The sequence below is a fragment of the Brevundimonas sp. genome, from assembly GCF_032055285.1.
Lineage (GTDB): Bacteria > Pseudomonadota > Alphaproteobacteria > Caulobacterales > Caulobacteraceae > Brevundimonas.
This window is the reverse complement of the sequence record NZ_DAMBRE010000001.1, coordinates 874,699-897,307: the sequence shown is the minus strand read 5'-3', so window position 1 is coordinate 897,307 and position 22,609 is coordinate 874,699. Positions and strand designations below refer to the sequence as shown.

General features: G+C 68.7%; 22 protein-coding genes and 1 pseudogene. 16 read left to right on the top strand and 7 right to left on the bottom strand.

The window, feature by feature from the left end:
- Nucleotides 1-193 precede the first annotated feature (193 nt).
- From gpmA to RTY13_RS04490, 3 genes are read left to right on the top strand one after another with little or no spacing between them, the layout of a single operon-like run.
- Nucleotides 194-907 carry a 2,3-diphosphoglycerate-dependent phosphoglycerate mutase gene (gene gpmA / locus RTY13_RS04500; protein WP_312781421.1) on the top strand — a complete coding sequence of 238 codons (714 nt, stop codon included), beginning with the start codon at nucleotides 194-196 and terminating at the stop codon, nucleotides 905-907.
- Entirely contained in the window at nucleotides 904-1,536 is a 633-nt protein-coding gene (locus RTY13_RS04495) for a bifunctional diaminohydroxyphosphoribosylaminopyrimidine deaminase/5-amino-6-(5-phosphoribosylamino)uracil reductase RibD (RefSeq protein ID WP_312781420.1), read from the top strand. The genes gpmA and RTY13_RS04495 overlap by 4 nt, the downstream gene beginning before the upstream one ends.
- A gap of 60 nt (nucleotides 1,537-1,596) precedes the next feature.
- The gene (locus tag RTY13_RS04490; protein WP_312781419.1) at nucleotides 1,597-2,868 is read left to right on the top strand and encodes a pentapeptide repeat-containing protein; all 1,272 of its coding nucleotides are present in this window, start codon (nucleotides 1,597-1,599) and stop codon (nucleotides 2,866-2,868) included.
- Between the two features lie 190 nt (nucleotides 2,869-3,058).
- Here RTY13_RS04490 and RTY13_RS04485 read toward each other — a convergent pair whose 3' ends face one another.
- A complete protein-coding gene (locus RTY13_RS04485) occupies nucleotides 3,059-3,547 on the bottom strand; it encodes an Hsp20 family protein (RefSeq protein WP_312781418.1) in 489 nt (162 codons plus the stop codon).
- Nucleotides 3,548-3,832: 285 nt separating this feature from the next.
- On the opposite strand from RTY13_RS04485, the gene RTY13_RS04480 reads away from it, so the two are divergent.
- The 3 genes from RTY13_RS04480 to RTY13_RS04470 all read left to right on the top strand — a co-directional run bounded on the left by RTY13_RS04480 (nucleotide 3,833) and on the right by RTY13_RS04470 (nucleotide 6,648).
- Nucleotides 3,833-4,648, top strand: a complete 816-nt coding sequence (locus tag RTY13_RS04480) for a methyltransferase (protein ID WP_312781416.1) — start codon at nucleotides 3,833-3,835, stop codon at nucleotides 4,646-4,648.
- A 78-nt stretch (nucleotides 4,649-4,726) separates the two neighbouring features.
- Nucleotides 4,727-5,626 (top strand): methyltransferase, encoded by a 900-nt coding sequence (locus RTY13_RS04475; RefSeq protein WP_312781414.1) that lies wholly within the window; start codon nucleotides 4,727-4,729, stop codon nucleotides 5,624-5,626.
- The gene (locus RTY13_RS04470) at nucleotides 5,623-6,648 is read left to right on the top strand and encodes an alpha/beta hydrolase (RefSeq protein WP_312781412.1); all 1,026 of its coding nucleotides are present in this window, start codon (nucleotides 5,623-5,625) and stop codon (nucleotides 6,646-6,648) included. The genes RTY13_RS04475 and RTY13_RS04470 overlap by 4 nt, the downstream gene beginning before the upstream one ends.
- A gap of 2 nt (nucleotides 6,649-6,650) precedes the next feature.
- Here RTY13_RS04470 and hisN read toward each other — a convergent pair whose 3' ends face one another.
- Complete coding sequence (gene hisN, locus RTY13_RS04465) at nucleotides 6,651-7,430, bottom strand: histidinol-phosphatase (RefSeq protein WP_312781410.1); 780 nt, start codon at nucleotides 7,428-7,430, stop codon at nucleotides 6,651-6,653.
- Between the two features lie 130 nt (nucleotides 7,431-7,560).
- Nucleotides 7,561-7,779 (bottom strand): annotated as a pseudogene (locus RTY13_RS04460) (helix-turn-helix domain-containing protein); the annotation flags it as partial.
- A 183-nt stretch (nucleotides 7,780-7,962) separates the two neighbouring features.
- On the opposite strand from RTY13_RS04460, the gene RTY13_RS04455 reads away from it, so the two are divergent.
- The gene (locus RTY13_RS04455) at nucleotides 7,963-8,220 is read left to right on the top strand and encodes a GlsB/YeaQ/YmgE family stress response membrane protein (RefSeq protein ID WP_312781408.1); all 258 of its coding nucleotides are present in this window, start codon (nucleotides 7,963-7,965) and stop codon (nucleotides 8,218-8,220) included.
- Nucleotides 8,221-8,305: 85 nt separating this feature from the next.
- Here the strand turns inward: RTY13_RS04455 and RTY13_RS04450 are convergent, their stop codons facing one another.
- A complete protein-coding gene (locus RTY13_RS04450) occupies nucleotides 8,306-8,758 on the bottom strand; it encodes a superoxide dismutase (protein ID WP_312781407.1) in 453 nt (150 codons plus the stop codon).
- Between the two features lie 160 nt (nucleotides 8,759-8,918).
- On the opposite strand from RTY13_RS04450, the gene RTY13_RS04445 reads away from it, so the two are divergent.
- Nucleotides 8,919-10,583, top strand: a complete 1,665-nt coding sequence (locus tag RTY13_RS04445) for a phosphatidylglycerol lysyltransferase domain-containing protein (protein WP_312781406.1) — start codon at nucleotides 8,919-8,921, stop codon at nucleotides 10,581-10,583.
- A gap of 213 nt (nucleotides 10,584-10,796) precedes the next feature.
- On the opposite strand, the gene typA is transcribed toward RTY13_RS04445, so the two are convergent.
- Nucleotides 10,797-12,629: a translational GTPase TypA gene (gene typA / locus RTY13_RS04440; protein ID WP_312781405.1), complete on the bottom strand. Its 1,833-nt coding sequence runs from the start codon at nucleotides 12,627-12,629 to the stop codon at nucleotides 10,797-10,799.
- A gap of 128 nt (nucleotides 12,630-12,757) precedes the next feature.
- Nucleotides 12,758-13,816 (bottom strand): putative sulfate exporter family transporter, encoded by a 1,059-nt coding sequence (locus RTY13_RS04435; RefSeq protein ID WP_312781404.1) that lies wholly within the window; start codon nucleotides 13,814-13,816, stop codon nucleotides 12,758-12,760.
- A gap of 83 nt (nucleotides 13,817-13,899) precedes the next feature.
- Between RTY13_RS04435 and RTY13_RS04430 the strand changes: the two genes are divergently transcribed.
- Nucleotides 13,900-14,769, top strand: coding sequence for a LysR substrate-binding domain-containing protein (locus RTY13_RS04430; RefSeq protein WP_312781403.1), 870 nt, complete (start codon nucleotides 13,900-13,902; stop codon nucleotides 14,767-14,769).
- On the opposite strand, the gene RTY13_RS04425 is transcribed toward RTY13_RS04430, so the two are convergent.
- The gene (locus RTY13_RS04425; protein ID WP_312781402.1) at nucleotides 14,766-16,814 is read right to left on the bottom strand and encodes an OPT family oligopeptide transporter; all 2,049 of its coding nucleotides are present in this window, start codon (nucleotides 16,812-16,814) and stop codon (nucleotides 14,766-14,768) included. The genes RTY13_RS04430 and RTY13_RS04425 overlap by 4 nt on opposite strands.
- A gap of 283 nt (nucleotides 16,815-17,097) precedes the next feature.
- Between RTY13_RS04425 and mutM the strand changes: the two genes are divergently transcribed.
- The 7 genes from mutM to dnaA all read left to right on the top strand — a co-directional run bounded on the left by mutM (nucleotide 17,098) and on the right by dnaA (nucleotide 22,454).
- Nucleotides 17,098-17,961, top strand: coding sequence for a bifunctional DNA-formamidopyrimidine glycosylase/DNA-(apurinic or apyrimidinic site) lyase (gene mutM, locus RTY13_RS04420; RefSeq protein ID WP_312781401.1), 864 nt, complete (start codon nucleotides 17,098-17,100; stop codon nucleotides 17,959-17,961).
- A gap of 96 nt (nucleotides 17,962-18,057) precedes the next feature.
- Nucleotides 18,058-18,522, top strand: coding sequence for a hypothetical protein (locus RTY13_RS04415; RefSeq protein WP_292085080.1), 465 nt, complete (start codon nucleotides 18,058-18,060; stop codon nucleotides 18,520-18,522).
- Between the two features lie 30 nt (nucleotides 18,523-18,552).
- Nucleotides 18,553-19,041: a hypothetical protein gene (locus tag RTY13_RS04410; protein ID WP_312781400.1), complete on the top strand. Its 489-nt coding sequence runs from the start codon at nucleotides 18,553-18,555 to the stop codon at nucleotides 19,039-19,041.
- Entirely contained in the window at nucleotides 19,041-19,259 is a 219-nt protein-coding gene (locus RTY13_RS04405; RefSeq protein ID WP_312781399.1) for a helix-turn-helix transcriptional regulator, read from the top strand. The genes RTY13_RS04410 and RTY13_RS04405 overlap by 1 nt, the downstream gene beginning before the upstream one ends.
- A 40-nt stretch (nucleotides 19,260-19,299) precedes the next feature.
- On the top strand, nucleotides 19,300-20,085 hold the full coding sequence (locus RTY13_RS04400) for an enoyl-CoA hydratase (RefSeq protein ID WP_312781398.1): 786 nt from the start codon (nucleotides 19,300-19,302) through the stop codon (nucleotides 20,083-20,085).
- Nucleotides 20,086-20,218: 133 nt separating this feature from the next.
- A complete protein-coding gene (gene rpsT, locus RTY13_RS04395; RefSeq protein WP_292085084.1) occupies nucleotides 20,219-20,488 on the top strand; it encodes a 30S ribosomal protein S20 in 270 nt (89 codons plus the stop codon).
- Between the two features lie 502 nt (nucleotides 20,489-20,990).
- Nucleotides 20,991-22,454 (top strand): chromosomal replication initiator protein DnaA, encoded by a 1,464-nt coding sequence (gene dnaA / locus RTY13_RS04390; RefSeq protein ID WP_409450274.1) that lies wholly within the window; start codon nucleotides 20,991-20,993, stop codon nucleotides 22,452-22,454.
- The last annotated feature ends 155 nt before the right edge of the window (nucleotides 22,455-22,609 follow it).

Here is a 22,609-nt window from a genome sequence, read left to right as displayed (position 1 = left end):
GTCTTCCTGAAGCATAGGCGTCTGGGCGAACAAGGTTCATCTATCCGCTCTCAATTGTTGCGGTATAGCGGGCCTCCCCGGAGAGGCCAACAACGCACGAGCGCCAGGCTGGCTGCATTCTTTTCCCGCATCGTGAAACCTTGACCGCCCATGCGTCCACGGCCTACGCGAAGGGGACCTTACGGAGACGCCCATGCCCCGCCTGATCCTGCTGCGCCACGGCCAGAGCCAGTGGAACCTGGAAAACCGCTTCACCGGCTGGGTCGATGTCGACCTGACCGCCGAGGGCGAGGCCCAGGCGCGGCGCGGCGGCGAGCTGATCGCCGAGGCCGGGTTCAAGCCGGCCGTCATGTTCACCTCGGTGCTGACCCGGGCCAGGCGCACCGGCGCCCTGGCCCTGGATTCGGCGGGACTGAAGGACGTGCCGGTGGTCGAGGACTGGCGCCTGAACGAGCGCCACTACGGCGGCCTGACCGGGCTGGACAAGGCCGAGACGGCGGCCAAGCACGGCGAGGACCAGGTCAAGATCTGGCGCCGCAGCTATGACGTGCCGCCGCCGCCCCTGGCGGCCGGCGGCGAGTTCGATTTCCACGCCGACCCTCGCTATGAGGGCAAGCCCATCCCGGACACCGAGAGCCTGAAGACCACGCTGGACCGGGTGCAGCCCTATTGGGACGCCGAGATCGCCCCGCGCCTGAAGGCCGGCGAGGACGTGCTGATCGCGGCCCATGGCAACTCTCTGCGCGCTATCGTCAAACTGCTGTTCGCCGTGCCGGACGACAAGATCGTCGACGTCGAGATTCCGACCGGCAATCCGCTGGAGATCGACCTGGACGCCGACCTGAAGCCGGTCGCCGCCCGCTATCTGGACCAGGGCCGGGCGCAGGCCCTGCCGGTGATTGCGTGAGCACGTCCGTGAAGGACGACGCCCTCCATATGCGCCGGGCCATTGATCTGGCCCTGGCCAGCATGGGCGAGACCTGGCCCAATCCGGCGGTCGGCTGCGTCCTAGTCAAGGACGGCGTGGTGCTGGCCGAGGCGGCCACGGCGCCGGGCGGTCGCCCGCACGCCGAGGAGCAGGCCGTGCCCGCCGCCGGCGAGGCCGTGAAGGGCGCGACCGCCTATGTCACCTTGGAGCCCTGCGGCGCGCGCTCGTCGGGCCGCAAGTCCTGCGCCCACTTCCTGGCCGAGGCCGGGGTCGAACGGGTGGTGATCGCCGCCCTGGACCCCTCGCCCTTCGCCTCGGGTCGGGGCACCGAACGGCTGCGCCAGTCGGGCCTGACGGTCGAGACGGGCCTGCTGGCCGAGGACGCCGCGGTGCTCAGCGAAGGCTTCCTGCATCGGCTGGAGACGGGGCGACCGATGGTCCGCATCAGCGAGGACGGCAAGGGTTTCGACGGTCGCTTCGTCGCCGCGCCGCGCGCCGATCTGACGACCGAGCTGAACCGTCTGGGCGAGGCGGGCTACACCCGGCTCTGGACCAACGAAGGCGAACTGGCCGAGGCCCTGCGCGAACAGGGCCTGCTGACCGACTAGGCAGGCGGAAACGACTGTTTCCGCAAAGCTTCCTTAATGGCCGTAAGCCATGTTGGCGCCATGAGCGATGTCGCCGATCCTGTCCGCAAGAAACCGACCCAGGCCGAGGTCGATCTGATCTGCGCCAAGCATGATCGGCTGTGGCAGGCCAAGCCCGGCGGGGCGCGGGCCGTCTTTGCCTGGATGGACCTGTCGGGGCTGACCCTGCGCGGGCGCAACCTGGCCGACGCCGACTTCGCCGCCGCCCGCCTGCATGGCTGCGACCTGTCGGGCTCCAAGTTGGACAACGCCAACTTCTTCGGCGCGGACATGCAGGACATCAACCTGACCGAGGCCAGTCTGAGGCGCGCCGACCTGCGCGGCGCCTGCCTCCGCGGGGCCGATCTTTCCGGAGCCGATCTGTTCGAGGCCGACCTGCGCGAAGGCACCATCGCCGCCGCCGACGGCAAGCTGGGCTTTCGCGTCATCGAGGCTCAGAAACGCGGCGACACCCAGGCCCAGGGCGCCAGCCTGGTCGGGGCCAACCTGCAGCGCTCGCGCATGACCGGCATGGTGGCCATCGCCGCCGACTTCACCGACGCCATCATGAAGGACTGCAAGCTGGTTCGGGCCAATTTGAAGCAGGCCAATTTCACAGGAGCCGACCTGGCCGGGGCCGATCTGTCCGGCGCGGACCTGTCGGGGGCCGACCTGACCGACGCCATCCTGGTGGGCGTGAAGGCCGCCATGTGGCGCACCGACGGGGCCAATATGGAGGGGGCCCTGACCGACAACCGCCCGGCCGGCGAGTCCGTCAGCCGGATGCCCGCCGCCGAGATGCTGCGCGATCACGCCCAGTGGTGCGAGACGGGCGGGGCCGAGGGCCAGCCCTCGGTCTTCGACGGGGTCGATCTGCGTCCGCTGGAATCCATTCGCGGCCTGAACCTGACGGCGCTTTCGGCCAAGGGGGCGGTCTTCTACGGTCTGGACATGGAGGGCGTGCAGCTTCAGGGCGCGCAGCTGGAGGGCGCCGACCTGCGCTCGGCCAATCTGCGCCGGGCCGACCTGCGCGGGGCGCGGCTGGGCCGGGCCAAGCTGAACGGGGCGGATCTGCGCGAGGCGCAGTTGGGGCCCTTGATGCTCGGGCCGGAGCGCTTGCTGCCGGCGGATCTGGCGGGCGCCATCCTGCGCGGCGCCGACCTGTCGGGGGCCGATCTGCGTCGGGCGATGCTGAAGGGCGCGGACCTCAGCCGAGCGGTCATGCACGGCGCCCAGGTCAAGCAGGCCGACTTCACCGGCGCCCAGACCGGCGGCGCGCGCGGGCTGGACCCGGCGGATTTGAAGGCGGCCTAGGTCTTATCGTCCCGCCGTCATCCCGGCCAAAGCCGTCAGGCGAAGAGCCGGGACCGCCGTACACGCGACGCCGGCGTTTTGAGCGGTCCCGGATAACGGCTGCGCCGTTTCCGGGATGACGCGAGAGCGGACACGAAAAAGGGGCGACGCGAACGCCGCCCCTTCCCGGTTTTTCAGACGTCAGCCGTGCTTAGGCGGCCTTCTTCACCTTGTCCGACTTGCCGGCGGTTTCACCCTCGATCAGGGCCTTGCCGGTCGCGATCTCGATGCGGCGGGGCTTGAGGGCCTCGGGCAGTTCGCGTTGCAGGTCGATGGTCAGCAGGCCGTTCGACAGGTCGGCGCCCTTGACCACCACATAGTCGGCCAGCTGGAAGCGGCGCTCGAAGTCGCGCTCGGCCAGGCCGCGATGCAGATAGGTCTTCTGAGGCGCCGCATCGTCGTTGGCGGCCTTCTTGCCGATGACGGTCAGCGAGTTTTCCTTGGCCTCGATGTCCAACTCGTCGGGCGTGAAGCCGGCGACGGCGATCTCGATGCGATAGGCGTTCTCGCCGGTCGTCTCGATGTTGTAGGGGGGCCAGCCGTTTTCCTGGCTGGAGCGGGCGGCGCTTTCCAGCTGGCGGGCCAGGCGGTCGAAGCCGACGGCGGAACGGTACAGCGGCGAGAAATCATAGGTACGCATGGGTCATCCTTCTGACATTCAGCAAGGTTGAACCGCCCGGCGATTTGGCCCCGGACGGCGGAGGGTGTCAGTCCCGGCGGTCCGAAATCGGCCCCGTCAGGTCTGGAGAGCCCGGGATCGGCGCTCTCGGATGAAGAGGTAGGCGCCCATTTTCGCGCCGCAAGGGGCGCCTCGGCGCGCGACAGGCGCGCGAAATCGTCGCTTGCTCCAATCCGCGCCTTGCCGAGGCCGCGAAGCGCCGTAAGGGTTACGGATTGTTTCTTTCAGGACCGACCGGAGCCCCCCATGCGATCCCTCGTCCTCGCCGCCGTCCTGGCGACCGCCCTCGCCTCGCCCGTTCTTTCTTCGTCGGCATGGGCCCAGACCGCGCCGCCGCAAGCGCCCGCCCTGCCCCACCGTCAGGGGCTGCCGATGGAGATGCCCAAGGTCGAGGAGGACGCCGCCCTTCAGGCCGCCATCGCCTCTACGACCCGGCCCGAGGCGGACCGCGCTCGCGACAGCCAGCGTCATCCGTTCGAGACCCTGACCTTCTGGGGGCTGCAGCCCGGCCTGACGGTGGTGGAGATCGAGCCGGGCCGCGCCGGCTGGTGGCGCAACATCCTGGAGCCCTATGCGTCGGCGACCGGAGGGCGCTACGTCGCCGTCGGCCGACCGACCGAAGGCATGGGCGTCGAGGACGGGACGGCGGACATGGTGGTGGTGGCCCGCGCCTTCCACAACTGGTCGCGCGACGGCCGCGCCGAGCCCTATCTGGCGGCCTTCTTCAAGGCCCTGAAGCCCGGCGGCGTCCTGGCGGTGGAGCAGCACCGCAGCGTCGACGGCCTGAACGTCGCCGATGTGGCCTCGACCGGCTATGTGCCCGAGAGCTACGTCATCCACGCCGCACGCAGCGCCGGCTTCGAGCTGGAGGCGCGCAGCGAGTTGAACGCCAACGCCAAGGACGATCGCGACCATCCGTTCGGCGTCTGGACCCTGGTGCCCACGCGCACCTCGCAACGCGACGGCCGCGTGCTGACCGCCGAAGAACGCGCCGCCTTCGACGCCGTGGGCGAGAGCGATCGCATGACCCTGCGCTTCCGCAAGCCGCAGGCCGCGAACTGATGCCGTCTGCGGTTTTGACCCTGGCGGAGAAGCGCCTTAAGCCCATGGGCGTGACCCAGCGGACGCAAGGAGGCGCGCATGTCTGAGCGATCGACCCGTCGCGCTGTGCTGGCCGGCGCCTGCATGGCCGCCTTCGCTGGCCTGGCCGCCTGCGGCAAGAAGGAAGACAAGGCCGCGCCGCAAGCCCCCGCCGCACCAGCGGGGCCGCCGGAGGGCTCGCTGGAATGGGCCGTGGCCGGCCCCTGGCGCTCGGCGTCGGACAAGGCGCGCGACGTCTGGCGTCACCCGGTCGAGACCCTGCGGTTCTTCGGTCTGCAGCCCAAGATGACGGTCATCGACTTCTGGCCGGGCAGCGGCTGGTACATCGACATCCTGGCGCCCTATCTGAACAAGGGCGGCGGCACGCTTTATCTGGCGGGTTTCGCTGAGGGTCCGGGCGCCGACGGCGCTCAGCTAGCCCTCAACAACGCCCTCAAGGCCAGGCTGGAAGGCGACAAGAAGCTGTACGGCACGGTCCAGTTCAGCGCCTTTGGCGCCGGCACGGGGCCGGTGGCGCCCGCAGGCACGGCCGATCTGGTGCTGTTCATGCGTTACATCCACGCCTGGATGGCGGCGGGCATCGCCGAGAAGGCATTCGCCGACGCCTATGCGGCCCTGCGACCCGGCGGAATTCTGGGCGTCGAGCAGCACCGCCTGCAACCCGACGAGGATCAGGACCCGGCGGCGGCCAACGGCTATGTTCAGGAAGCTTTCGTCAAGCAACTGGCCGCCGAGGCCGGCTTCGTCTTCGTCGAGGCGTCCGAGATCAACGCCAATCCGGCGGACACCAAGGACCATCCCTTCGGGGCCGACACCCTGGCGCCGACGCGCCTGACGGCTCCGGTGGGCCAGCCGGCGGACCCGGCCTTCGACCGCACCAAATATGACGCGATCGGTGAGAGCGATCGCATGACCTTGAAGTTCAGGAAGCCCGAGTGAACCGCGCCACCGCCTTCGCCGCCCATGCCCCCCTGATGGGGGTTCCCGGCGCCGCTTCGCCCCCCGGCGGAGAGGGCGACTGGTATCGCGGCGCGGGCGGACTTCGCCTGCGCGCGGCCCTGTGGACGCCCTCGGCCATGCAGGCCAAGACGCCGCGCGGCACCGTGGTGCTCAGCCCTGGCCGCACCGAGCCGATCGAGAAGTATTTCGAGGTCATCGGCAACTTCCTGGCGCGCGGTTTCTGTGTCCTGGCCCACGACTGGCGCGGTCAGGGCCTGTCGGCGCGGCTGCTTCCCGACCGGTTGCGGGGTCATGCCCGCGCGGTCGAAGAATTCCTGGACGACTACGCCCGCCTGCTGGACGCCTATGAGGCCAAGGCGCCCAAGCCCTGGATCATGGTGGGCCATTCGATGGGGGGCTGTCTGAACCTGCTGTCGCTGGAGGCGGGCGAGAGCCGGTTCGCGGGCGCCGTCCTGTCCAGCCCCATGCTGCGCATCAAGACCGGCAAGCGGTCGATGTGGTCGGTCAAGCTGGCGGTGCGGTGGAACCTGCGCCACGGCAAGGCGGGCGACTATGTGCTGGACGATCCCGACGATCCCTTCGATCACACCTTCGAGGGCGACGGCCTGACCTCGGATCGGAACCGGTACGACCTGTGGCGTCAGCAACTCTACGCCTGCCCGCACCTGGCTATCGGCGGCCCGACCTGGGGTTGGCTGGCCTTCGCCCTGGACGCCGGCGAGCGGGCGCTGAAGCCGCGGGCGCTGAAGTCGGTCAAGATCCCGGTCTGCGTGGTCCAGGCGTCGGAGGACGACAAGGTGTGGAAACAGACCAACCGCTGGGCGGCGCGCCGTCTGGGCCGGGGGCGCTATGTCGAGGCGCCGGGCGCCCTGCATGAGGTGATCATGGAGGTTGATCCCCTGCGCGGCGTCTTCCTGGACGAATTCGACGCCCTGGCCGGCTATGTCGCCCCGGCCGAGGGTCAGGCGGCGAGCCCGGCGCCGGAAAAGGGCGCGGCCTAGCCTCAGGGGGCGTTCAGCACCGCGAGCGCCTGATCGGTCAGGGCGGCGTCGCCGACCGCCAGGATGCGGCCGTCGCCGTCGGGGGCCTGACCGGTCCAGCTGGTGACGCGACCGCCCGCCGCCTCGATGACGGGTTTGAGCGCCGACCAGTCCCAGACCTTCAGCTCGGTCTCGGCCACCAGGTCGATACGTCCGGCTGCGACCATGGCGTAGGCGTAGGCGTCGCAGCCCAGCCGCGCCAGGCGGGCCGAGGCGCGCAGGCGCGTCCAGGCCTCGCGATCGGCGCCGACGAAGATGTCGGGGTCGGTGGTGGCGATCAGGGCGTCGGACAGGGCCGGACAGGCACGGGTCTTCAGCCGCGTGTCGCTACCGTGACGCAGAAGGCGGGCGCCGGACGGGCCGCCGAGGAAGATCTCGTCCAGATAGGGCTGGCCGATGGCCCCGATCTGGGGCTGACCCTCGTGGCGCAGGGCGATCAGGGTGGTCCACAAGGGCAGGCCGGCGATGAAGGCGCGGGTGCCGTCGATGGGATCCAGCACCCAGACGTGCTCGGCGTCCGGGCGGTCCTCGCCATACTCCTCGCCGATGACGCCGTGGTGCGGATATCGGGCGGCGATCAGGCGGCGGATGGCGGCCTCGGCGGCGCGGTCGGCCTCGGTGACGGGGTCGAAGGCGCCGGGGCCGGCCTTGTTCTCCTGGGCGAATTCGCCGCGGAAAAAGGGCAGGGCCGTGCGGGCGGCCTCATGCGACAGTTCGACGGCGAAGGCTTCCAGTTCGGTCATGCCGAGCAGATACACCGCCCGCCGCCGCGGGGCGAGGGGCGGGGCGAGGATGCGGTCAGGCGGCCTTGCTGTCGGGGTGGAGGCCGGAGAAGGACTCGACCCCGGTCGGGACGGCAGGTCCCTCGCTTCGCTCGGTCAGACCGTCGTAGAAGTAGCTGATCGGGGTCTCGAGGGCCTCGGCCAGTTCCCACAGCCGGGCGGCGGAGATGCGGTTGGCGCCGCACTCGTATTTCTGGACCTGCTGGAAGCGCACGCCGACCTGAACGGCCAACTGCTGCTGGGTCAGACCCAGAAGGCGACGACGACGACGCAGGCGACGGCCAAGATGAAGATCGATATCGGCGGCCATGACGGCCCCTCCTCTGACGAACTGCGCTGTACCGGATCGGCACGGCTGGGACGTCGCGCCGCAAGGGTCGTGCCGATTTCGCCTGTTGCGCGAACGGCGAAGCTTATTGCCCAGGGGAGGCAACCTGAGCCGTCGCGGCGCATTAGGGTCGAGGCATCACGCCATCTCATGGGAGGGACTGAAATGAGCGGATTTGGATTCATCGCCTGGATCATCATCGGCATCGTCGCCGGTTGGCTGGCGGAAAAGATCATGAAGCGCAGCCATGGCCTGCTGACCAATCTGATCGTCGGCGTCATCGGCGCCCTGATCGGCGGCTTCCTGGCCAACAACCTGCTGGGGATCGACGCCTCGGGCAATTGGATCGTCGGCATCCTCGTGGCCACGGTCGGCGCCGTGGTGCTGCTCTTCCTGCTGGGTCTGGTGAAGAAGAAGGCCTGAGCCTTTTTCAGGACCGGAACGACAAAGGGGCGGCCCATGACGGGCCGCCCCTTCCTTATTCCGACCTGGGTTCCGGCTCAGGGGATCAGGCGGTCGGTTCGTCAGCGGCGGGCGGCTCGACTGGTTCGGCCGGGGGCGTATCCGTGGCGTCGGTCGGCGGAGTCGCTTCGGTCGGAGCCTCGCCGCCGATCGGGGCGGCGGCCTGGAAGTCGGCCAGGCTGGCGTTGACGACGATGGCGTCGCCGTCCTGGCGGATGCCCGCCACCGGCACCGGGCGGACCGAACCATCGGCGCCGCGCACGGTCAGTTCCTGGCCCGCCGCGCCGTTCTGGGCGCCGACCAGCTTGCCGAGTTCAGAGCCATCGGCGCTCTTGACCGTGGCGCCCGGCGTCAGGGTCAGGCTCTGAGGTTGAGCCGGGGCCGCCTCAGCCGGGGCCGGTTCGGGCGTCTGCGGCGTCGTAGCGTCCTGGGCGAAGGCCGGGGCGGCGATGAGGAAGGCGCCGGCGATGCCGGTCAGCAGGGCGGTCTTGCGGATCATCAAATCTCTCCGGGGTGAGCGAGTCTGGCGCTCGCGAAAAGGTGAACTCGCCGCGTTTCGGATTGTTTCAGCTGCCTAGAAATGACCTTTTCCGCGCCCCAAACGGCCGATTCCTGCTCTATGAGGGACGGCTGGCCCGAAAGGACCTTGGCGAGGACGAATGACGACGACGAAACGACCGGGCGGACTGGGACGCATCCTCCAGCGACTGGGGGGCTTGGCCTATGAACTGACGCCCCAGATCTTCGCCGTGGCCTCGTTCGCCTTGGGCGCCGTGATGTTGCTGTCGGCGGCGACTCCGGCCTTCAGCGGTCGGCTGCAGGTCCTGGATCGGCTTTCGGCGCCCATACTGATCGACCTGTCGCATTTCGCCGCCAGCGTGACCGGTTTTCTGCTGTTGCTGGTGTCTGCGGGTCTGTGGAGGCGACGCCGCGGCGCCTATTACGCGGCCCTTTTCGGCCTGATGCTGGGGGCGGTCTTTTCCCTGATGAAGGGGCTGGACTGGGAAGAGGCGGCGGAACTGGCCCTGGCGGCGGCCCTGTTGCTGCCCTGTCGAGCCGCCTTCAATCGCCGCTCGCGCCTGGGCGAGCCGCTTCGCCCGGGCTGGCTGTTGATGCTGGCGGCCGCCGTGGCCGCCATGCTGTGGCTGGGCTTCTTCGCCTATCGCGACACGGCCTATACCGACGAGCTGTGGTGGACCTTCCTGACGGACAAGCAGGCCTCTGGCTTCCTGCGGGCGGGCGCCGTCCTGGCCATCCTGACCCTGGCGGTGGCGGTGCGGTCGTTGATGACCGCGCCGGGTGCGCGCAGTCACGGCCCGGCAGGAGCGGTCGAGATCGAACGCGCCCGCCTCGCCCTGCTTGAGGCCGATACGGCGACGCCCGAGGCGGGGCTGGCCCTGCTGGGCGACAAGGCCCTCCTGTTCAGCCCGTCTGGGCGCAGTTTCATCGCCTATCGCGTACAGGGGCGACGCTGGATCGCCATGGGCGAGGCCGCGGGCCTGAAGGAAGAGCGTCTTGAACTGCTGTGGGCCTTCGCCGAGATGGCCGACAGCTATGGCGGGGCGCCCGTCTTCTATTCGGTCGGCGAGGGCATGCTGGCGGATCTGGCCACCCTGGGCCTGGCGGTGCGCAAGGTGGGCGAGGCCGCTGTGATCGACGCCGAGCATTTCTCGACCGAGGGCAAGGGCAAGCAGAATCTGCGGACCGCCGTGAACCGCGCCGAGCGCGAGGGCGCGACCTTCGAGGTGTTGGCGCCCGGCGCCGTCCGGCCGCTGGAGGCCGAGCTGCGGTCGGTGTCGGACGCCTGGCTGAACCACCACAACGGCTCCGAGAAGGCGTTCTCGCTGGGGCGGTTCGACATCGGCTACCTGGATCGCTCGCCGGTCGCCGTGGTCTGGGAGGAGGGCCGGATCGTGGCCTTCGCCAACCTGCTGGTCGGGGCAAAGGGCGAGGAGGCGATGATCGACCTGATGCGCCATGACCCGGACGGGCCGCATGGGATCATGGACTATCTGTTCACCCGCACGGCCCAGTGGGCGCGGGCCGAGGGCTTCAAGCGCCTCGATCTGGGGATGGCGCCGCTTTCCGGCCTGGAGGACCGTCGTCTGGCCCCCGTCTTCGCCCGCGTCGGCGCCCTGGTGTTCGAGGAGGGGGGCGCTGTCTACGGCTTTCAGGGTCTACGGGCCTACAAGGGCAAGTTCGGCCCGGTCTGGCGGCCCAAGTTCATCGCCGCCTCGACCACGACCCCTCTGGCCCTGGCTCTGCTGGACGTGGCCCTGCTGACCAGCGGCGGCTGGCTGGGGCTGCTGGGGTTGAGGAAGTAATCCCCCCGTTTCAGTCATCCCGGACGGCCTGAAAAGGTCGTTCCGGGACCGCAGGAGGCGCTGACCTCCGCTGCGCTACGGTCGGGATGACCGCGAAGGTAAGACGGCCTCAAGCAGCCCGAAGGGCGGTAGGCCTTAAGGAAAGCGCGGTAGGCCCCAACAAAAAAGGCGGCCCTTGCGGACCGCCTTCTTCGTTTGGTCTGGTCGTCAGCCCTATTCGGGGCGGACGCGCTTCTTGCGGAACGAGGGGTTCAGCACCTGCTTGCGCAGGCGGATCGACTTGGGCGTGACCTCGACCAGTTCGTCTTCCTCGATGTAGGCGATGGCCTGTTCCAGCGACATCTGGCGCGGCGGCGTCAGGCGAACCGACTCGTCCTTGCCGGCGGCGCGGACGTTGGTCAGCTGCTTGCCCTTGATCGGGTTGACGTCCAGGTCGTCCCAGCGGCTGTTCTCGCCGATGATCATGCCCTGATAGGTCTTCTCGCCGGCGCCGACGAACATGACGCCGCGGTCTTCCAGGTTCCACAGGGCGAAGGCGGCGGTTTCACCGTCCGAGTTCGAGATCAGCACGCCCTTCAGACGGCCCTCGATGGCGCCCTTGTGCGGTTCGTAGTGCGAGAAGACGCGGTTCAGCACGCCCGAACCGCGCGTGTCGGTCAGGAACTCGCCCTGATAGCCGATCAGCGAACGCGACGGGCACTTCAGCTGGATGCGCGTCTTGCCGGCGCCCGACGGACCCATGTCGGTCATCTCGGCCTTACGGGCCGACAGCTTCTCGATGACGATGCCCGAGAACTCGTCGTCGACGTCGACCATGACGTCCTCGATCGGCTCCATCTTCTCGCCGTTCTCGCCGGTCTGGAAGACCACGCGCGGACGCGAGATCGAGACCTCGAAGCCTTCGCGGCGCATGTTCTCGATCAGGACGCCCAGCTGCAGTTCGCCGCGGCCGGCCACTTCATAGGCGTCGCCGCCCTCAGTCGTGGTGACGCGGATGGCGACGTTGGCTTCGGCTTCCTTGAGCAGGCGGTCGCGGATGACGCGCGACTGGACCTTGTCGCCTTCGCGACCGGCCAGCGGGCTGTCGTTGACCGAGACGGTCATCGAGATGGTCGGCGGATCGATCGGCTGGGCCGGCAGGGCGTCGACAACTTCCATGGCGCACAGGGTGTCGGCCACGGTGGCCTTGGACATGCCGGCGATGGCGACGATGTCGCCCGCTTCCGAACCCTCGTCCAGGGGCTGACGCTTCAGGCCGCGGAAGGCCAGGACCTTGGTGATGCGGCCGCGCTCGATTTCCTTGCCGTCGCGGTCCAGGGCGTGGATGGCCATGCCGGGAACGGCCTTGCCGCTCTGGATGCGGCCGGTCAGCAGGCGGCCCAGGAAGGGGTCGCTTTCGATCAGGACGTTCAGCATCTGGAACGGCTTGTCGCGGTTTTCCTGAACCTTGGGCGCCGGGACGTGGTCGACGATCAGGTCGAACAGCGGGGCCAGGTTATCGTTGGGCTGGTTCAGGTCCAGCGTCGCCCAGCCCGAGCGGCCCGAGGCGTAGATGTGCGGGAAGTCCAGTTGCTCGTCCGTCGCGCCGATTGCGGCGAACAGGTCGAAGGTCTCGTTGTGGACGCGGTCCGGGTCGGCGTGGGCGCGGTCGACCTTGTTGATGCACAGGATCGGGCGCAGGCCCATCTTCAGCGCCTTGGTCAGGACGAACTTGGTCTGGGGCATGACGCCCTCTTCGGCGTCGACCAGGATGACGCAGCCGTCCACCATGCCCAGGATGCGCTCGACCTCGCCGCCGAAGTCGGCGTGGCCGGGGGTGTCGATGATGTTGATGCGGGTTTCGCCGGCCTTGCCGTTCCACAGGACCGAGGTGCACTTGGCCAGGATGGTGATGCCGCGTTCTTTTTCCTGGTCGCCGGAGTCCATGGCGCGCTCAGTCGTCGCCTCGTTGGCTCGGAAGACGCCGGACTGAGCCAGCAGCTGGTCAACCATGGTGGTCTTGCCGTGGTCAACGTGGGCGATGATAGCGACGTTACGAAGGTTCATTTCGGGCTCGGGCGGACTGTGTTCGGCCACGGAAGTCCGGGCCGCTGCAAGATGCGGAAAGCGGGAAGGAAGCGGCGCCTCTTACAGCCCTATCGACCGAAAGGCCAGCGGGGCGGTGCGATTGTGCGTCAGCCGGGCAAAATGAGCACGATCGTCGCCAGCGCAAGCGCGCCGATCAGCAGGGCCGACAGGGCGGCCACGGCGGCCACGCGCGGGCCGGCGCGGACGACGGCGCGCGGATCGACCATCAGGCCCAGGGCCGCCATGGCGATCAGGGTCATCGACGTCACCCCGGCCTGAAGCGGCGGCAGGACGACCTCGGGGATCAGACCCGCCGAGCGCAGGCCCATCAGGATCAGGAAGACGAGGATGAACCAGGGGGCCATGTGCTGCAGCTTGGGCCGCTTGGCGCCCTCGACTTTTCCAGAGCGCATCAGGCCTAGGACCAGGCAGACCGGACCCAGCATCAGGACGCGGACCAGTTTGACCACGGCGCCGGTCTGGACGGCCAGCAGTCCGGCGGGGGCGGCGGCGGCCAGAACCTGGGGCACGGCATAGACGGTGAGGCCGGCCAGGACGCCGACCTTGGTGGCGTCAAAGCCCGCCAACGCGCCGACGACCGGGACCAGCAGGACCACGGCGATGCCCAGGACGGCGGTGAAGCCGATGGCGGCGGCCACGTCCTCGCCCTCGGCCTCGATGACCGGGGCGACGGCGGCGATGGCCGAGTTGCCGCAGATGGCGTTGCCGCAGGCCACCAGCAGCGCCATGGCGGGCGGCAGGCCGAAGGCTCGACCCAGGGCGTAGCCGCCAAGGATGGCCAGGACGACCACGCCGACGATGGCCAGAAGCATGACGGGGCCGAGCGCCATGACGGCGGCGCCGGACACCGTCGCGCCCAGCAGGGCCACGGCGACCTCCAGCAGGGTCTTGGCGCTGAACTGCACGCCCGGCGTCCAGACGCTGGACGGGGTCCAGAACAGACGCATGCCCGCGCCCATCAGGATGGCGATGACCAGGCCCTCGACCCAGGGATGGCCGAACAGCGAGGTCTCGATCAGTTGCAGGCCGAAGGCGACCGCGCCGACCCCGGCGCTCAGCAGGACGCCGGGCAGCAGACGGGACAGGCCGCGCAGGGGGGCGGACTGACCAGCGTGGGCATGGACGGGATGATGGGCGGTCGTCATGGCCCTGCATCATCTGCTCCGACCTCTGATCGTTCCAACGGATAGTTCTGGATTTAACAATCGATAAAAACGATTAATTGGCCATGACCCTGGAACAGCTCCGCATTTTCGTCGCCGTGGCCGAGCGTCTGCATATGACGCGGGCGGCGGAAGCGCTGAACCTGACCCAGTCGGCGGTCAGCGCGGCGGTGGCGGCGCTGGAGGCGCGGCACGGGACGCAGCTGTTCGACCGGGTCGGGCGGGGGCTGGCGCTGAACGCGGCGGGGGCGGCCTTCCTGCCTGAGGCGCGGGCCGTCCTGGCCCAGGCCGAGGCGGCGGAGCAGGCGCTGGACGATCTGGCCGGGCTGAAGCGCGGCGCGGTGCGGCTGTTCGCCAGCCAGACCATCGCCGCCTACTGGCTGCCGCCGCGCATGGCCGCCTTTGCGCGGGCCCACCCGGAAATCCAGCTGCACCTGTCGATCGGCAATACGCACCGGGTGGTCGAGGCGGTGCTGGCGGGGGAGGCGGAGCTGGGCCTGATCGAGGGGGCGTTCGAGGCGTCGCGGGTCGAGAAGGTGCGGATCGACGCCGATCGGCTGGCGGTGGTGGCGGCGCCGGGGCATCCGCTGGCGGGGCGGGCTGAACCCCTGTCGACGGTTGAGCTGAAGGCGCTGGACTGGGTGTTGCGCGAAGAGGGGTCGGGGACCCGCAGCGAGTTCGAGGCGGCGCTGCCGCGCGGCGTTGCGGCGGGCTTGCGGGCCGTCCTGACCCTGCCGTCCAACGAGGCCATCCTGTCGGCGGTGGCGGCGGGGGGGCTGGTCACGGCGATTTCGGAACTGGCCGCCCAGCCCCTGATCGAGGCGGGGCGGCTGGTTCGTCTGCCGCTCGATCTGCCCGAGCGGCCGTTTCATCTGCTGCGCCACCGCGAACGGCGGCCGAGCCGGGCTGCGGAAGCTTTCGCTTCCGCCCTTTAGACCTTGGCCGAGCGGCTGCGGATCCAGGAATAGAGAGCGCCGGTGAGGACCGCGAAGGCGATCAGACCGGCCCACATGGCGGGCCATGCCGCATCCTTGGGCAGAAGCGCGAAGGGCGCTTCGTTGCGGCTGCTGACGATGACGGCGGCGGTGAAGACGCCGAACAGGCTTTCGCCGACGATCAGACCCGAAGCCAGCAGGACGCCCATGCGGCGGCCCACGTCGGCGAAACGGGTCGTGGCGATCCACTTGTCATAGGCCCAGCCGCAGACGGCGCCGACGACCAGCATGGTGGTGACGGCGGCGGGCAGATAGACCCCGATGCCGGCGGCCAGGGGCGGCAGCTTGACCTTGTCCTTGGTCGCGCCGCGCAGAATGACGTCGAGAATGATGACAAGAACGCCGACCACGGCGCCGATGCCGATCAGGTCCCAGCGCAGCTCGCCGCTGATGACGCCCTTGGCCAGGGCCGAGATCAGGGTGGCCTGGGGCGCGGCCAGGGTTTGCGAGCCTTCGACGATGGCGGGCGGACCGCCTTCGAAGCCGAAGGCCTGGTTCATCATGTCCAGCACGAAGGGGATGACCAGGGCGCCGGCGACCACGCCGACCAGCAGGGCCGTCTGTTGACGCCAGGGCGTGGCCTCGACCAGCTGGCCGGTCTTGAGGTCCTGCAGGTTGTCGTTGGAGATGACGGCCACGGCGAAGACCACGGCGGTGACGATCAGGGCGAAAGCGATGATCGAGGGATCGGCGGGCACGCCGGCCACGGCCATGACGCCCAGCATCAGCAGGGAGGCGATGATGATGGCCAGGATGCCGACGCCCGAAACGGGGCTGTTGGACGAGCCGATCAGGCCGGCCATGTAGCCGCAGATGGCGGCCACGGCGAAGCCGATGACCACGACATAGATCAGGCCGCCGACGACCAGCAGGGGGGCCGAACCGGCCAGGGCCGTGCCCTGGGCGAAGATCGCCAGCAGGACGGCGATGCCGACCAGGGCGGCGACCGACAGCAGGCCGACGATCTTGATCGGGATGTCCTGTTCGGTGCGGTCCAGAACCTCGCCGTGAGCGCGCCTGGTCTGGGCGGCGATGGCCGAGGTCAGGCCGGCGACCAGGGGAGCGGCCAGCTTGGCCAGGGTCCACAGGGCGGCCACGCCGATGACGCCGGCGCCGATGAAGCGGACTTCCTTGGCCCAGACGGTCATGGCCAGTTCCTCGGCGGGCGCGCCGGCGGGCAGGCTGGCGGCGATCGAGGGCACGCCGTGAGCGGCGGCCCAGGCGACGAACTCGGGCGAGGTCAGGATGGGGACGAAGATCAGCCAGGCCAGGATCAGGCCGAACAGCTGGGTCAGGCCGACGGCCAGACCGATCAGGTGACCGGCGCCCAGAAGGGCGAACTGCATGGAGAAGCCGACGCCGGTGGCGCCGCCGCCGAGCGCGGCGGGCAGGCGCGCGAAGGCGGTGGTCTCGGCGGCGAAGACGCGGGCCGAGGCGAGGAAGGCGAAGAAGGCCGAGGCGATGGCGCTGCCGATCACCACGAACAGGCCCGAGCGGTTCTCGCGCACGGCTTCGGCGGATTCATCGGCGCCCGGCGAACCGACCTTCAGAACCTCGGCGGCGGCGACGCCCTCGGGATAGGGCAGACCGCCCTGGACCACGAGCGTGCGGCGCAGCGGAATGGAGAAGGTCACGCCCAGCACCCCGCCGAGCACGCAGATGGCCACCGACTCCCAGAAGGGGAAGTTCATCCACCAGCCGATCATGACCAGACCGGGCAGGACGAAGATGATGGAGCTCATGGCGCCGCCGACCGAGGCGACGGTCTGGACCGTCATGTTCTCCCAGATGGTCGAACCCTTGAAGGCGCGCAGCAGGGCCATGGAGATGACCGCCGCCGGGATGGCTGAGGCGAAGGTCAGGCCGACCTTCAGCCCCAGATAGGTGTTGGCCGCCGTAAACACCGCCGCCAGCAAGCAGCCCAGGATCAGGGCGCGGATGGTCAATTCTATGCGTTTGCCGGTTCCGGCGGGTCTGTCTGTCATGCGGGGTTCTTTCCGTTGTCGCGGCGGAGGTAAGCCCGAAAGCGCGGCCGTGACAACGGGGCGCGGGGGAATGAAGGCACGGTATCTCCCTCCCCTGCATGGGGAGGGTGGTCGCGTCAGCGACCGGGTGGGGAGGGCGTGGAGATATGGAGCGCAGCGCCTGATTTACTGAAGCGCCCCCACCCGGCTTCGCCTTTCAGGCTCAGCCACCCTCCCCATGAAGGGAGGGAGAGGGGGCGGCGTCCTCTTCTCTCGGGGGGCGCGACCGACTACCTCTTCTCCCATGCCTGAATTGCCCGAAGTCGAAACCGTGCGGCGTGGTCTGGAGCCGGTGCTGGAGGGGGCGCGGCTGACGGCGGCGCGGCAGAACCGGCCGGACCTGCGCTTTCCCTTTCCCGACCGCTTCGTGGAACGGCTGGACGGTGCGACGGTGCTGCGGCTGAATCGGCGGGCCAAGTATCTGCTGTTCCCGCTGTCGACCGGCGAGACCTGGGTGACGCATCTGGGCATGACGGGGCGGTTCACCCTGGAGGGCGCTGCGCCGGGAGTGTTCGAGAGGGATGCGCCCGTCGTCGGCAAGCATGAGCACATGAGCCTGACGGCCGATCGCGGCGGGGTGCTGACGCGGCTGGGCTATGCCGACGCGCGGCGCTTCGGCTTCATGGGGCTGATCCCGAGCGAGGGCGTCGAGGGACACGCCTGGTTCGCCGGGCTGGGACCGGAGCCGCTGGGCAACGGCTTTTCCGCCGCCCATCTGGCCGAGGCCTTCGCGGGCAAGGCGCAGAACATCAAGGTCAGCCTTCTGGATCAGAGGAATGTGGCGGGGCTGGGCAATATCTATGTGTGCGAGGCGCTTTATCGGGCGCGCATCTCGCCGCTGACGGCGGCGGGCAAGGTCAGCCGGCCCAGGCTGGAGCGGCTGGCGACCGAGGTCAGGAACGTGCTGGCGGACGCCATCGCGGCGGGGGGCTCGACCCTGAAGGACTTCGCCAACGTCGAGGGCGGGCAGGGCTACTTCCAGCATCGCTTCGACGTCTATGGCCGCGAGGGCGCGCCGTGCCGGACGGAAGGGTGCGGCGGCACGATCAGGCGCATCGTTCAGGGCGGGCGCTCGACCTTCTTCTGTCCGGTCTGCCAGAAGAAGTGATGTGTCTGAAAAATCCGACGTGATGTAAAAAATAATAGACATTATGTCTGCGTCATGCGACATCACCTCATCGCTTGGGATCAAGGAGAGGGCGCAATGTCGTTCAGGGAAAAACTGTCGTGGGGCGTGCTGCTGACCACTTCGGCGGTGTGGAGCTTCTATTTTGTGAGGCTGGGGCTGCGGGCGGCCGACGGCCTGCTGACGCAGGATCTGGTGCTGTGGACCATGGGGGTCTGCATCGGCTTCAGTGTCGCGGCCCATGTGGGTTTTTCCATCCTGGCGGCGGTCAGCACCTCGAAGGCCGAGCGGTCCGTGGTCGATGAGCGCGAGCAGGGCGTGGCCCTGAAGGCCAGTCAGGCGGCCTTTCTGACCATGAGCGCCGTGCTCGGCGGGCTGGCGGCCTTCGCCTATGTCTATGCCCGCAAGCATCCCGATCTGCTGGGTGCGGAGCCCCTGGCGGCGGCCATGCTGCTGGCGGCCAACGGGGTGATCTTCGCCCTGGCCCTGTCGGAGGTGGTGCGCCACGCGACCCTGATCACCCTGCTGCGCCGGGTCGGCTGAGGTCGTGACACGCAAGATGAGGAGGGCGACATGAGTTTTCGCGAGAAGCATCTATGGGTGGCCATCATCGCCGGGCTGGCGGTCTGGGGCGCCTATGGCTGGAAGTTTGCCGAGCGGGTGCTGGCCGGGGGGCTGAAGCAGGCCGACTTCGCCGCCGACATGGGCGGGCTGTTTATTCTGGGCCTGATCGCGGTGGTGGTGCTGGAGGCTGGGCTGACGGCCCTGGCCATGCTGACCACCTCGAAGGCCGAGCGCCGGGCGCGCGACGAGCGCGAGGGGCTGGCGACGCTGCAGGCCAGCCATGTCTCGCTGATGCTGCTGATCGGTCTGCTGGTCACGGTTTCGGCGGTCGCCTATGGCATCGGTTTCTGGGGCAGCGTGAAGCCCGAGGGGCTGGCGCGGTGGATGATCCCCGGCAACGGCCTGGTGCTGGTCGCCAATGCGGTGCTGGGCTGCATCATGCTGTCGGAGCTGGCGCGCTGGGTCCTGTCCCTGGCCCTGCTGAAGCGGGGCCGGTGATGGGCAAGACGCCGCCGCCTATAAAGAACCGCATCCGCGAACTGCGTTTCCACGCCAATGAGATGACCCAGGCCGACCTCGCCGCGCGCATCGGCATGACGCGTCAGACCATCGTGGCCATGGAACAGGGCAAGTACTCGCCCAGCCTGGAGGCCGCCTTCCGCATCGCCCAGGTCTTCGGCGTCGAGATCGGCGAGGTGTTCCAGTGGGAGGGCTGAGGCGCTAGACCTCGGGGCAACGAGTATAGAGGAGCGCCTGATGGCCGACGCCTATTCCACCCTGCTGATCGAACGCCACGCCGACGGCTATGCAGTCGTCACCCTGAACCGGCCCGAGGCGCTGAACGCGCTGAACACCACCCTGACCGGCGAGCTGGGCGACTTCCTCGAGAGCGTGGCTGACGACGACAGCGTGCGCTGCGTGGTCCTGACCGGCTCGGTGAAGGCCTTCGCGGCCGGGGCCGACATCAAGGAGATGGCGGACCAGGCCTATGCCGACATGTATCGCGGCAACTTCTTCGCTCGCGCCCATGATCGGGTGGCGAGCTTCCGCAAGCCGATCATCGCGGCCGTGTCGGGCTATGCGCTCGGCGGCGGCTGCGAGCTGGCCATGCTGTGCGACTTCATCATCGCCTCCGAGACGGCGAAGTTCGGCCAGCCCGAGATCAACCTGGGGGTGGCGCCCGGCATCGGCGGCTCGCAGCGCCTGACCCGCGCCGTGGGCAAGGCCAAGGCGATGGACATGTGCCTGACAGGCCGGATGATGGATGCGGCCGAGGCCGAGCGTTCGGGCCTGGTGTCGCGCGTGGTGGCGGCCGATGTCCTGCTGGACGAGGCGCGGGCGGCGGCGGCCAAGATCGCCGGCCAGTCGATCCTGGCCGTCATGGCCAACAAGGAGCTGGTCAACGCCGCCTTCGAGACGACCCTGACACAAGGGGTGGTGTTCGAGCGCCGCCTGTTCCACTCCCTGTTCGCTTTCGAGGACCAGAAGGAGGGGATGGCGGCCTTCGTCGAGAAGCGCAAACCGGCCTTCACGGGGCGCTGAAACCCAGGCTCTGATTCAATTCCGGCCGGGTCGCGTTGACCGGCCGGAGCCTTTCCGCTATAGTCGCCCGCTCTTGAGATTTCCTCGCCGTGGACGTGGGTTCGCGGCGTTTTCGTTCGAAGGTTTTTACCCGATGGCCAACAATGCAGGCGCCCGCAAGGCGATCCGCAAGATCGAAGCGCGGACCGAAGTGAACAAGGCCCGCCGTACGCGCGTTCGCACCTACCTCCGCAAGTTCCAGGAAGCCCTGGCCGGCGGCGACGTTGAAGCCGCCAAGGGCGCCTTCATCACGGCCCAGTCGGAACTGATGCGCGCCGTGTCGAAGGGCGTGGTTCACAAGAACACCGGCTCGCGCAAGGTTTCGCGCCTGGCCGCCCAGCTGAAGAAGCTGTCGGCCGCCTGATTTAGGCGACGTCGGACGGGCTTTCACGTCTTTGTCAAACGACGTCATCTAACGCGTTCGGACGACCCGTAACGGGGTTGTCGCAAGAAAATCTAACGATTTCAACGGCGAGGAAGTGCAAGCTCCCTCGCCGTCTTGCTGTTCGCTTCTAAGTCCACTGCGGATTTTTATGGAATCCAGCGTTAGGGAATGGGGCGAAATCGCCATTTTCCCAAGCGCTGCCGAGGTTTGCCGGAGTCAAACAATTTAAGTGCGAATCTCGACTCGAATCAGCGTTGATCTCCGCTCCGCTGTGCGTAAGTTCGAGGGGTAACGCACTTCCATCCAATCTGGATGAAGGCGAGGGAAATCAAAGGTTTCCCTCGGCGGGAGATGTCTGTCTGTGAGTACGACCCCACTCGCGAAGCCTGGCTTCGCGGGACAGGAGAAGTCGTCCCGGACTGGACCGCTTCGAAGGGCGTTCGTTCGGTGGACTAAACTTAACTCTGGCGGGTGTCTGAGAATGATCGGGGGCGCACTAATGACGGGCATGACGGATCCTGACCGTATCTGGACCGAGGCGGCTGGCCGCCTGAAGGCCGAGATCGGCGACGGGCCCTTCAGCAGCTATATCGCGCCCTCGGCTGTGCGACTGGATGCGAACGGCAATCTGATCCTGGTCACGCCGACCGCCTATGCGCGCGACTGGGTGCGCAAGAACGCCCTGCGTCGCATGAACGAGCTGTGGCTGGGCCTGGACGGCCTGTCGCGCCGTCTGGACGTGCGTTGCCGCGCCGAGGTGGGCTCGCCCGCCCCGGCCACCGCCTTCCCCGCCGGCGAGGCCCCGCGCCTGGCCTCGGTCGGCGGCGTGGTCGCGCCGGCTCCGGTGTCCGCCCTCAACGCCTCGACCTTCGCCCCCTCGACCGACGGCGCCCGCGCCGTGCGCGCGGCCGGCCTGCAGGAACGTCTGACCTTCGACAGCTTCGTGGAAGGTCAAGGCAACGCCTTCGCCCTGGCCATCGCCAAGCAGGTCGCCAGCTGGGCTGACGGCCATTTCAACCCGGTCTTCTTCTGCGGCCCCTACGGCTACGGCAAGACCCACCTGCTGAACGCCATCGCCTGGGAGGCGCAACGCCTGCGTCCCGACGCCAAGGTGGTCTATCTGACCGCCGAACGCTTCCTCTCGACCTTCGTGCGCGCCATGCAGGACCGCTCGACCGCGGCCTTCAAGGAAAGCCTGCGCTCGGCCGACATGCTGCTGCTGGACGATGTCCAGTTCGTCGGCGGCAAGACCTCGACCCAGGAAGAACTGCTCAACACCCTGACCTCGCTGATCGAGGACGGCAAACGCATCGTCCTGTCGGCCGACCGCGCCCCGACCGCCCTGAGCGACGTCGAGCCGCGCCTGCGCAGCCATCTGGCCGCCGGCCTGACCTGCCCGGTCGAAGCCGCCGACCGCAGCCTGAAGGTCGCCGTGGCCCAGTCGCGCCTGAGCGCCCTGGCCAAGCTGGGCGTCGTCTCGGGCGAGGCCCGCGCCGAGGTGCTGGAGCATCTGGTGGACCGCACCCCCGGCTCGATGCGCGAGCTGGAAGGCGCGGTGAACACCCTGGCCGCCGTCGCCGGCGCGCGTCTGTCGGCCCTGACCGTGGACGAGGCCCAGAGCCTGCTGGGCGTCGCCCTGCGCGGCGGGCCCGAGCGCCGCATCACGGTGGACGAGATCCAGAAGACGGTCGCCGACCACTTCAACCTGAAGCAGGCCGATCTGCTGAGCGAGCGTCGCACCCGCGCCATCGCCCGCCCGCGCCAGATCGCCATGTATCTGTGCAAGCAGCACACGACCCGCTCTTATCCCGACATCGGCCGTCGCTTCGGCGGGCGCGATCACACGACCGTCCTGCACGGCGTGCGCAAGATCGAGGAGCTGATGCCCAAGGAAGAGCAGATCGCCCGCGACGTGGAAGCCCTGACGCGCAAGCTGCGCGGCTAAAAGGGAAGCAGCGCGCAAGCGGCGCGTCTAAAGCACCACCGCGTGCCTGTGGATAGCGGGGGCAGACGTCGCAGGATGTCGGCCCCCCGTTGCCCCCGCCGCTCAATGCGCTAGTGTTCCAGCCCATCCTTACGGCGACGCTGATGAAGGCGTCG

Bases quoted from the DNA above. Each gene is read 5' to 3' on its own strand.
- typA (WP_312781405.1), bottom strand. From the start codon at position 12,629: ATGAACCTTCGTAACGTCGCTATCATCGCCCACGTTGACCACGGCAAG.
- RTY13_RS04490 (WP_312781419.1), top strand. From the start codon at position 1,597: ATGAGCGATGTCGCCGATCCTGTCCGCAAGAAACCGACCCAGGCCGAG.
- RTY13_RS04425 (WP_312781402.1), bottom strand. From the start codon at position 16,814: ATGACAGACAGACCCGCCGGAACCGGCAAACGCATAGAATTGACCATC.
- hisN (WP_312781410.1), bottom strand. From the start codon at position 7,430: ATGACCGAACTGGAAGCCTTCGCCGTCGAACTGTCGCATGAGGCCGCC.
- dnaA (WP_409450274.1), top strand. From the start codon at position 20,991: ATGATCGGGGGCGCACTAATGACGGGCATGACGGATCCTGACCGTATC.
- RTY13_RS04400 (WP_312781398.1), top strand. From the start codon at position 19,300: ATGGCCGACGCCTATTCCACCCTGCTGATCGAACGCCACGCCGACGGC.
- RTY13_RS04450 (WP_312781407.1), bottom strand. From the start codon at position 8,758: ATGATCCGCAAGACCGCCCTGCTGACCGGCATCGCCGGCGCCTTCCTC.
- RTY13_RS04415 (WP_292085080.1), top strand. From the start codon at position 18,058: ATGTCGTTCAGGGAAAAACTGTCGTGGGGCGTGCTGCTGACCACTTCG.
- RTY13_RS04480 (WP_312781416.1), top strand. From the start codon at position 3,833: ATGCGATCCCTCGTCCTCGCCGCCGTCCTGGCGACCGCCCTCGCCTCG.
- RTY13_RS04410 (WP_312781400.1), top strand. From the start codon at position 18,553: ATGAGTTTTCGCGAGAAGCATCTATGGGTGGCCATCATCGCCGGGCTG.
- RTY13_RS04455 (WP_312781408.1), top strand. From the start codon at position 7,963: ATGAGCGGATTTGGATTCATCGCCTGGATCATCATCGGCATCGTCGCC.
- RTY13_RS04475 (WP_312781414.1), top strand. From the start codon at position 4,727: ATGTCTGAGCGATCGACCCGTCGCGCTGTGCTGGCCGGCGCCTGCATG.
- RTY13_RS04445 (WP_312781406.1), top strand. From the start codon at position 8,919: ATGACGACGACGAAACGACCGGGCGGACTGGGACGCATCCTCCAGCGA.
- gpmA (WP_312781421.1), top strand. From the start codon at position 194: ATGCCCCGCCTGATCCTGCTGCGCCACGGCCAGAGCCAGTGGAACCTG.
- RTY13_RS04430 (WP_312781403.1), top strand. From the start codon at position 13,900: ATGACCCTGGAACAGCTCCGCATTTTCGTCGCCGTGGCCGAGCGTCTG.
- mutM (WP_312781401.1), top strand. From the start codon at position 17,098: ATGCCTGAATTGCCCGAAGTCGAAACCGTGCGGCGTGGTCTGGAGCCG.
- RTY13_RS04405 (WP_312781399.1), top strand. From the start codon at position 19,041: ATGGGCAAGACGCCGCCGCCTATAAAGAACCGCATCCGCGAACTGCGT.
- rpsT (WP_292085084.1), top strand. From the start codon at position 20,219: ATGGCCAACAATGCAGGCGCCCGCAAGGCGATCCGCAAGATCGAAGCG.
- RTY13_RS04485 (WP_312781418.1), bottom strand. From the start codon at position 3,547: ATGCGTACCTATGATTTCTCGCCGCTGTACCGTTCCGCCGTCGGCTTC.
- RTY13_RS04435 (WP_312781404.1), bottom strand. From the start codon at position 13,816: ATGACGACCGCCCATCATCCCGTCCATGCCCACGCTGGTCAGTCCGCC.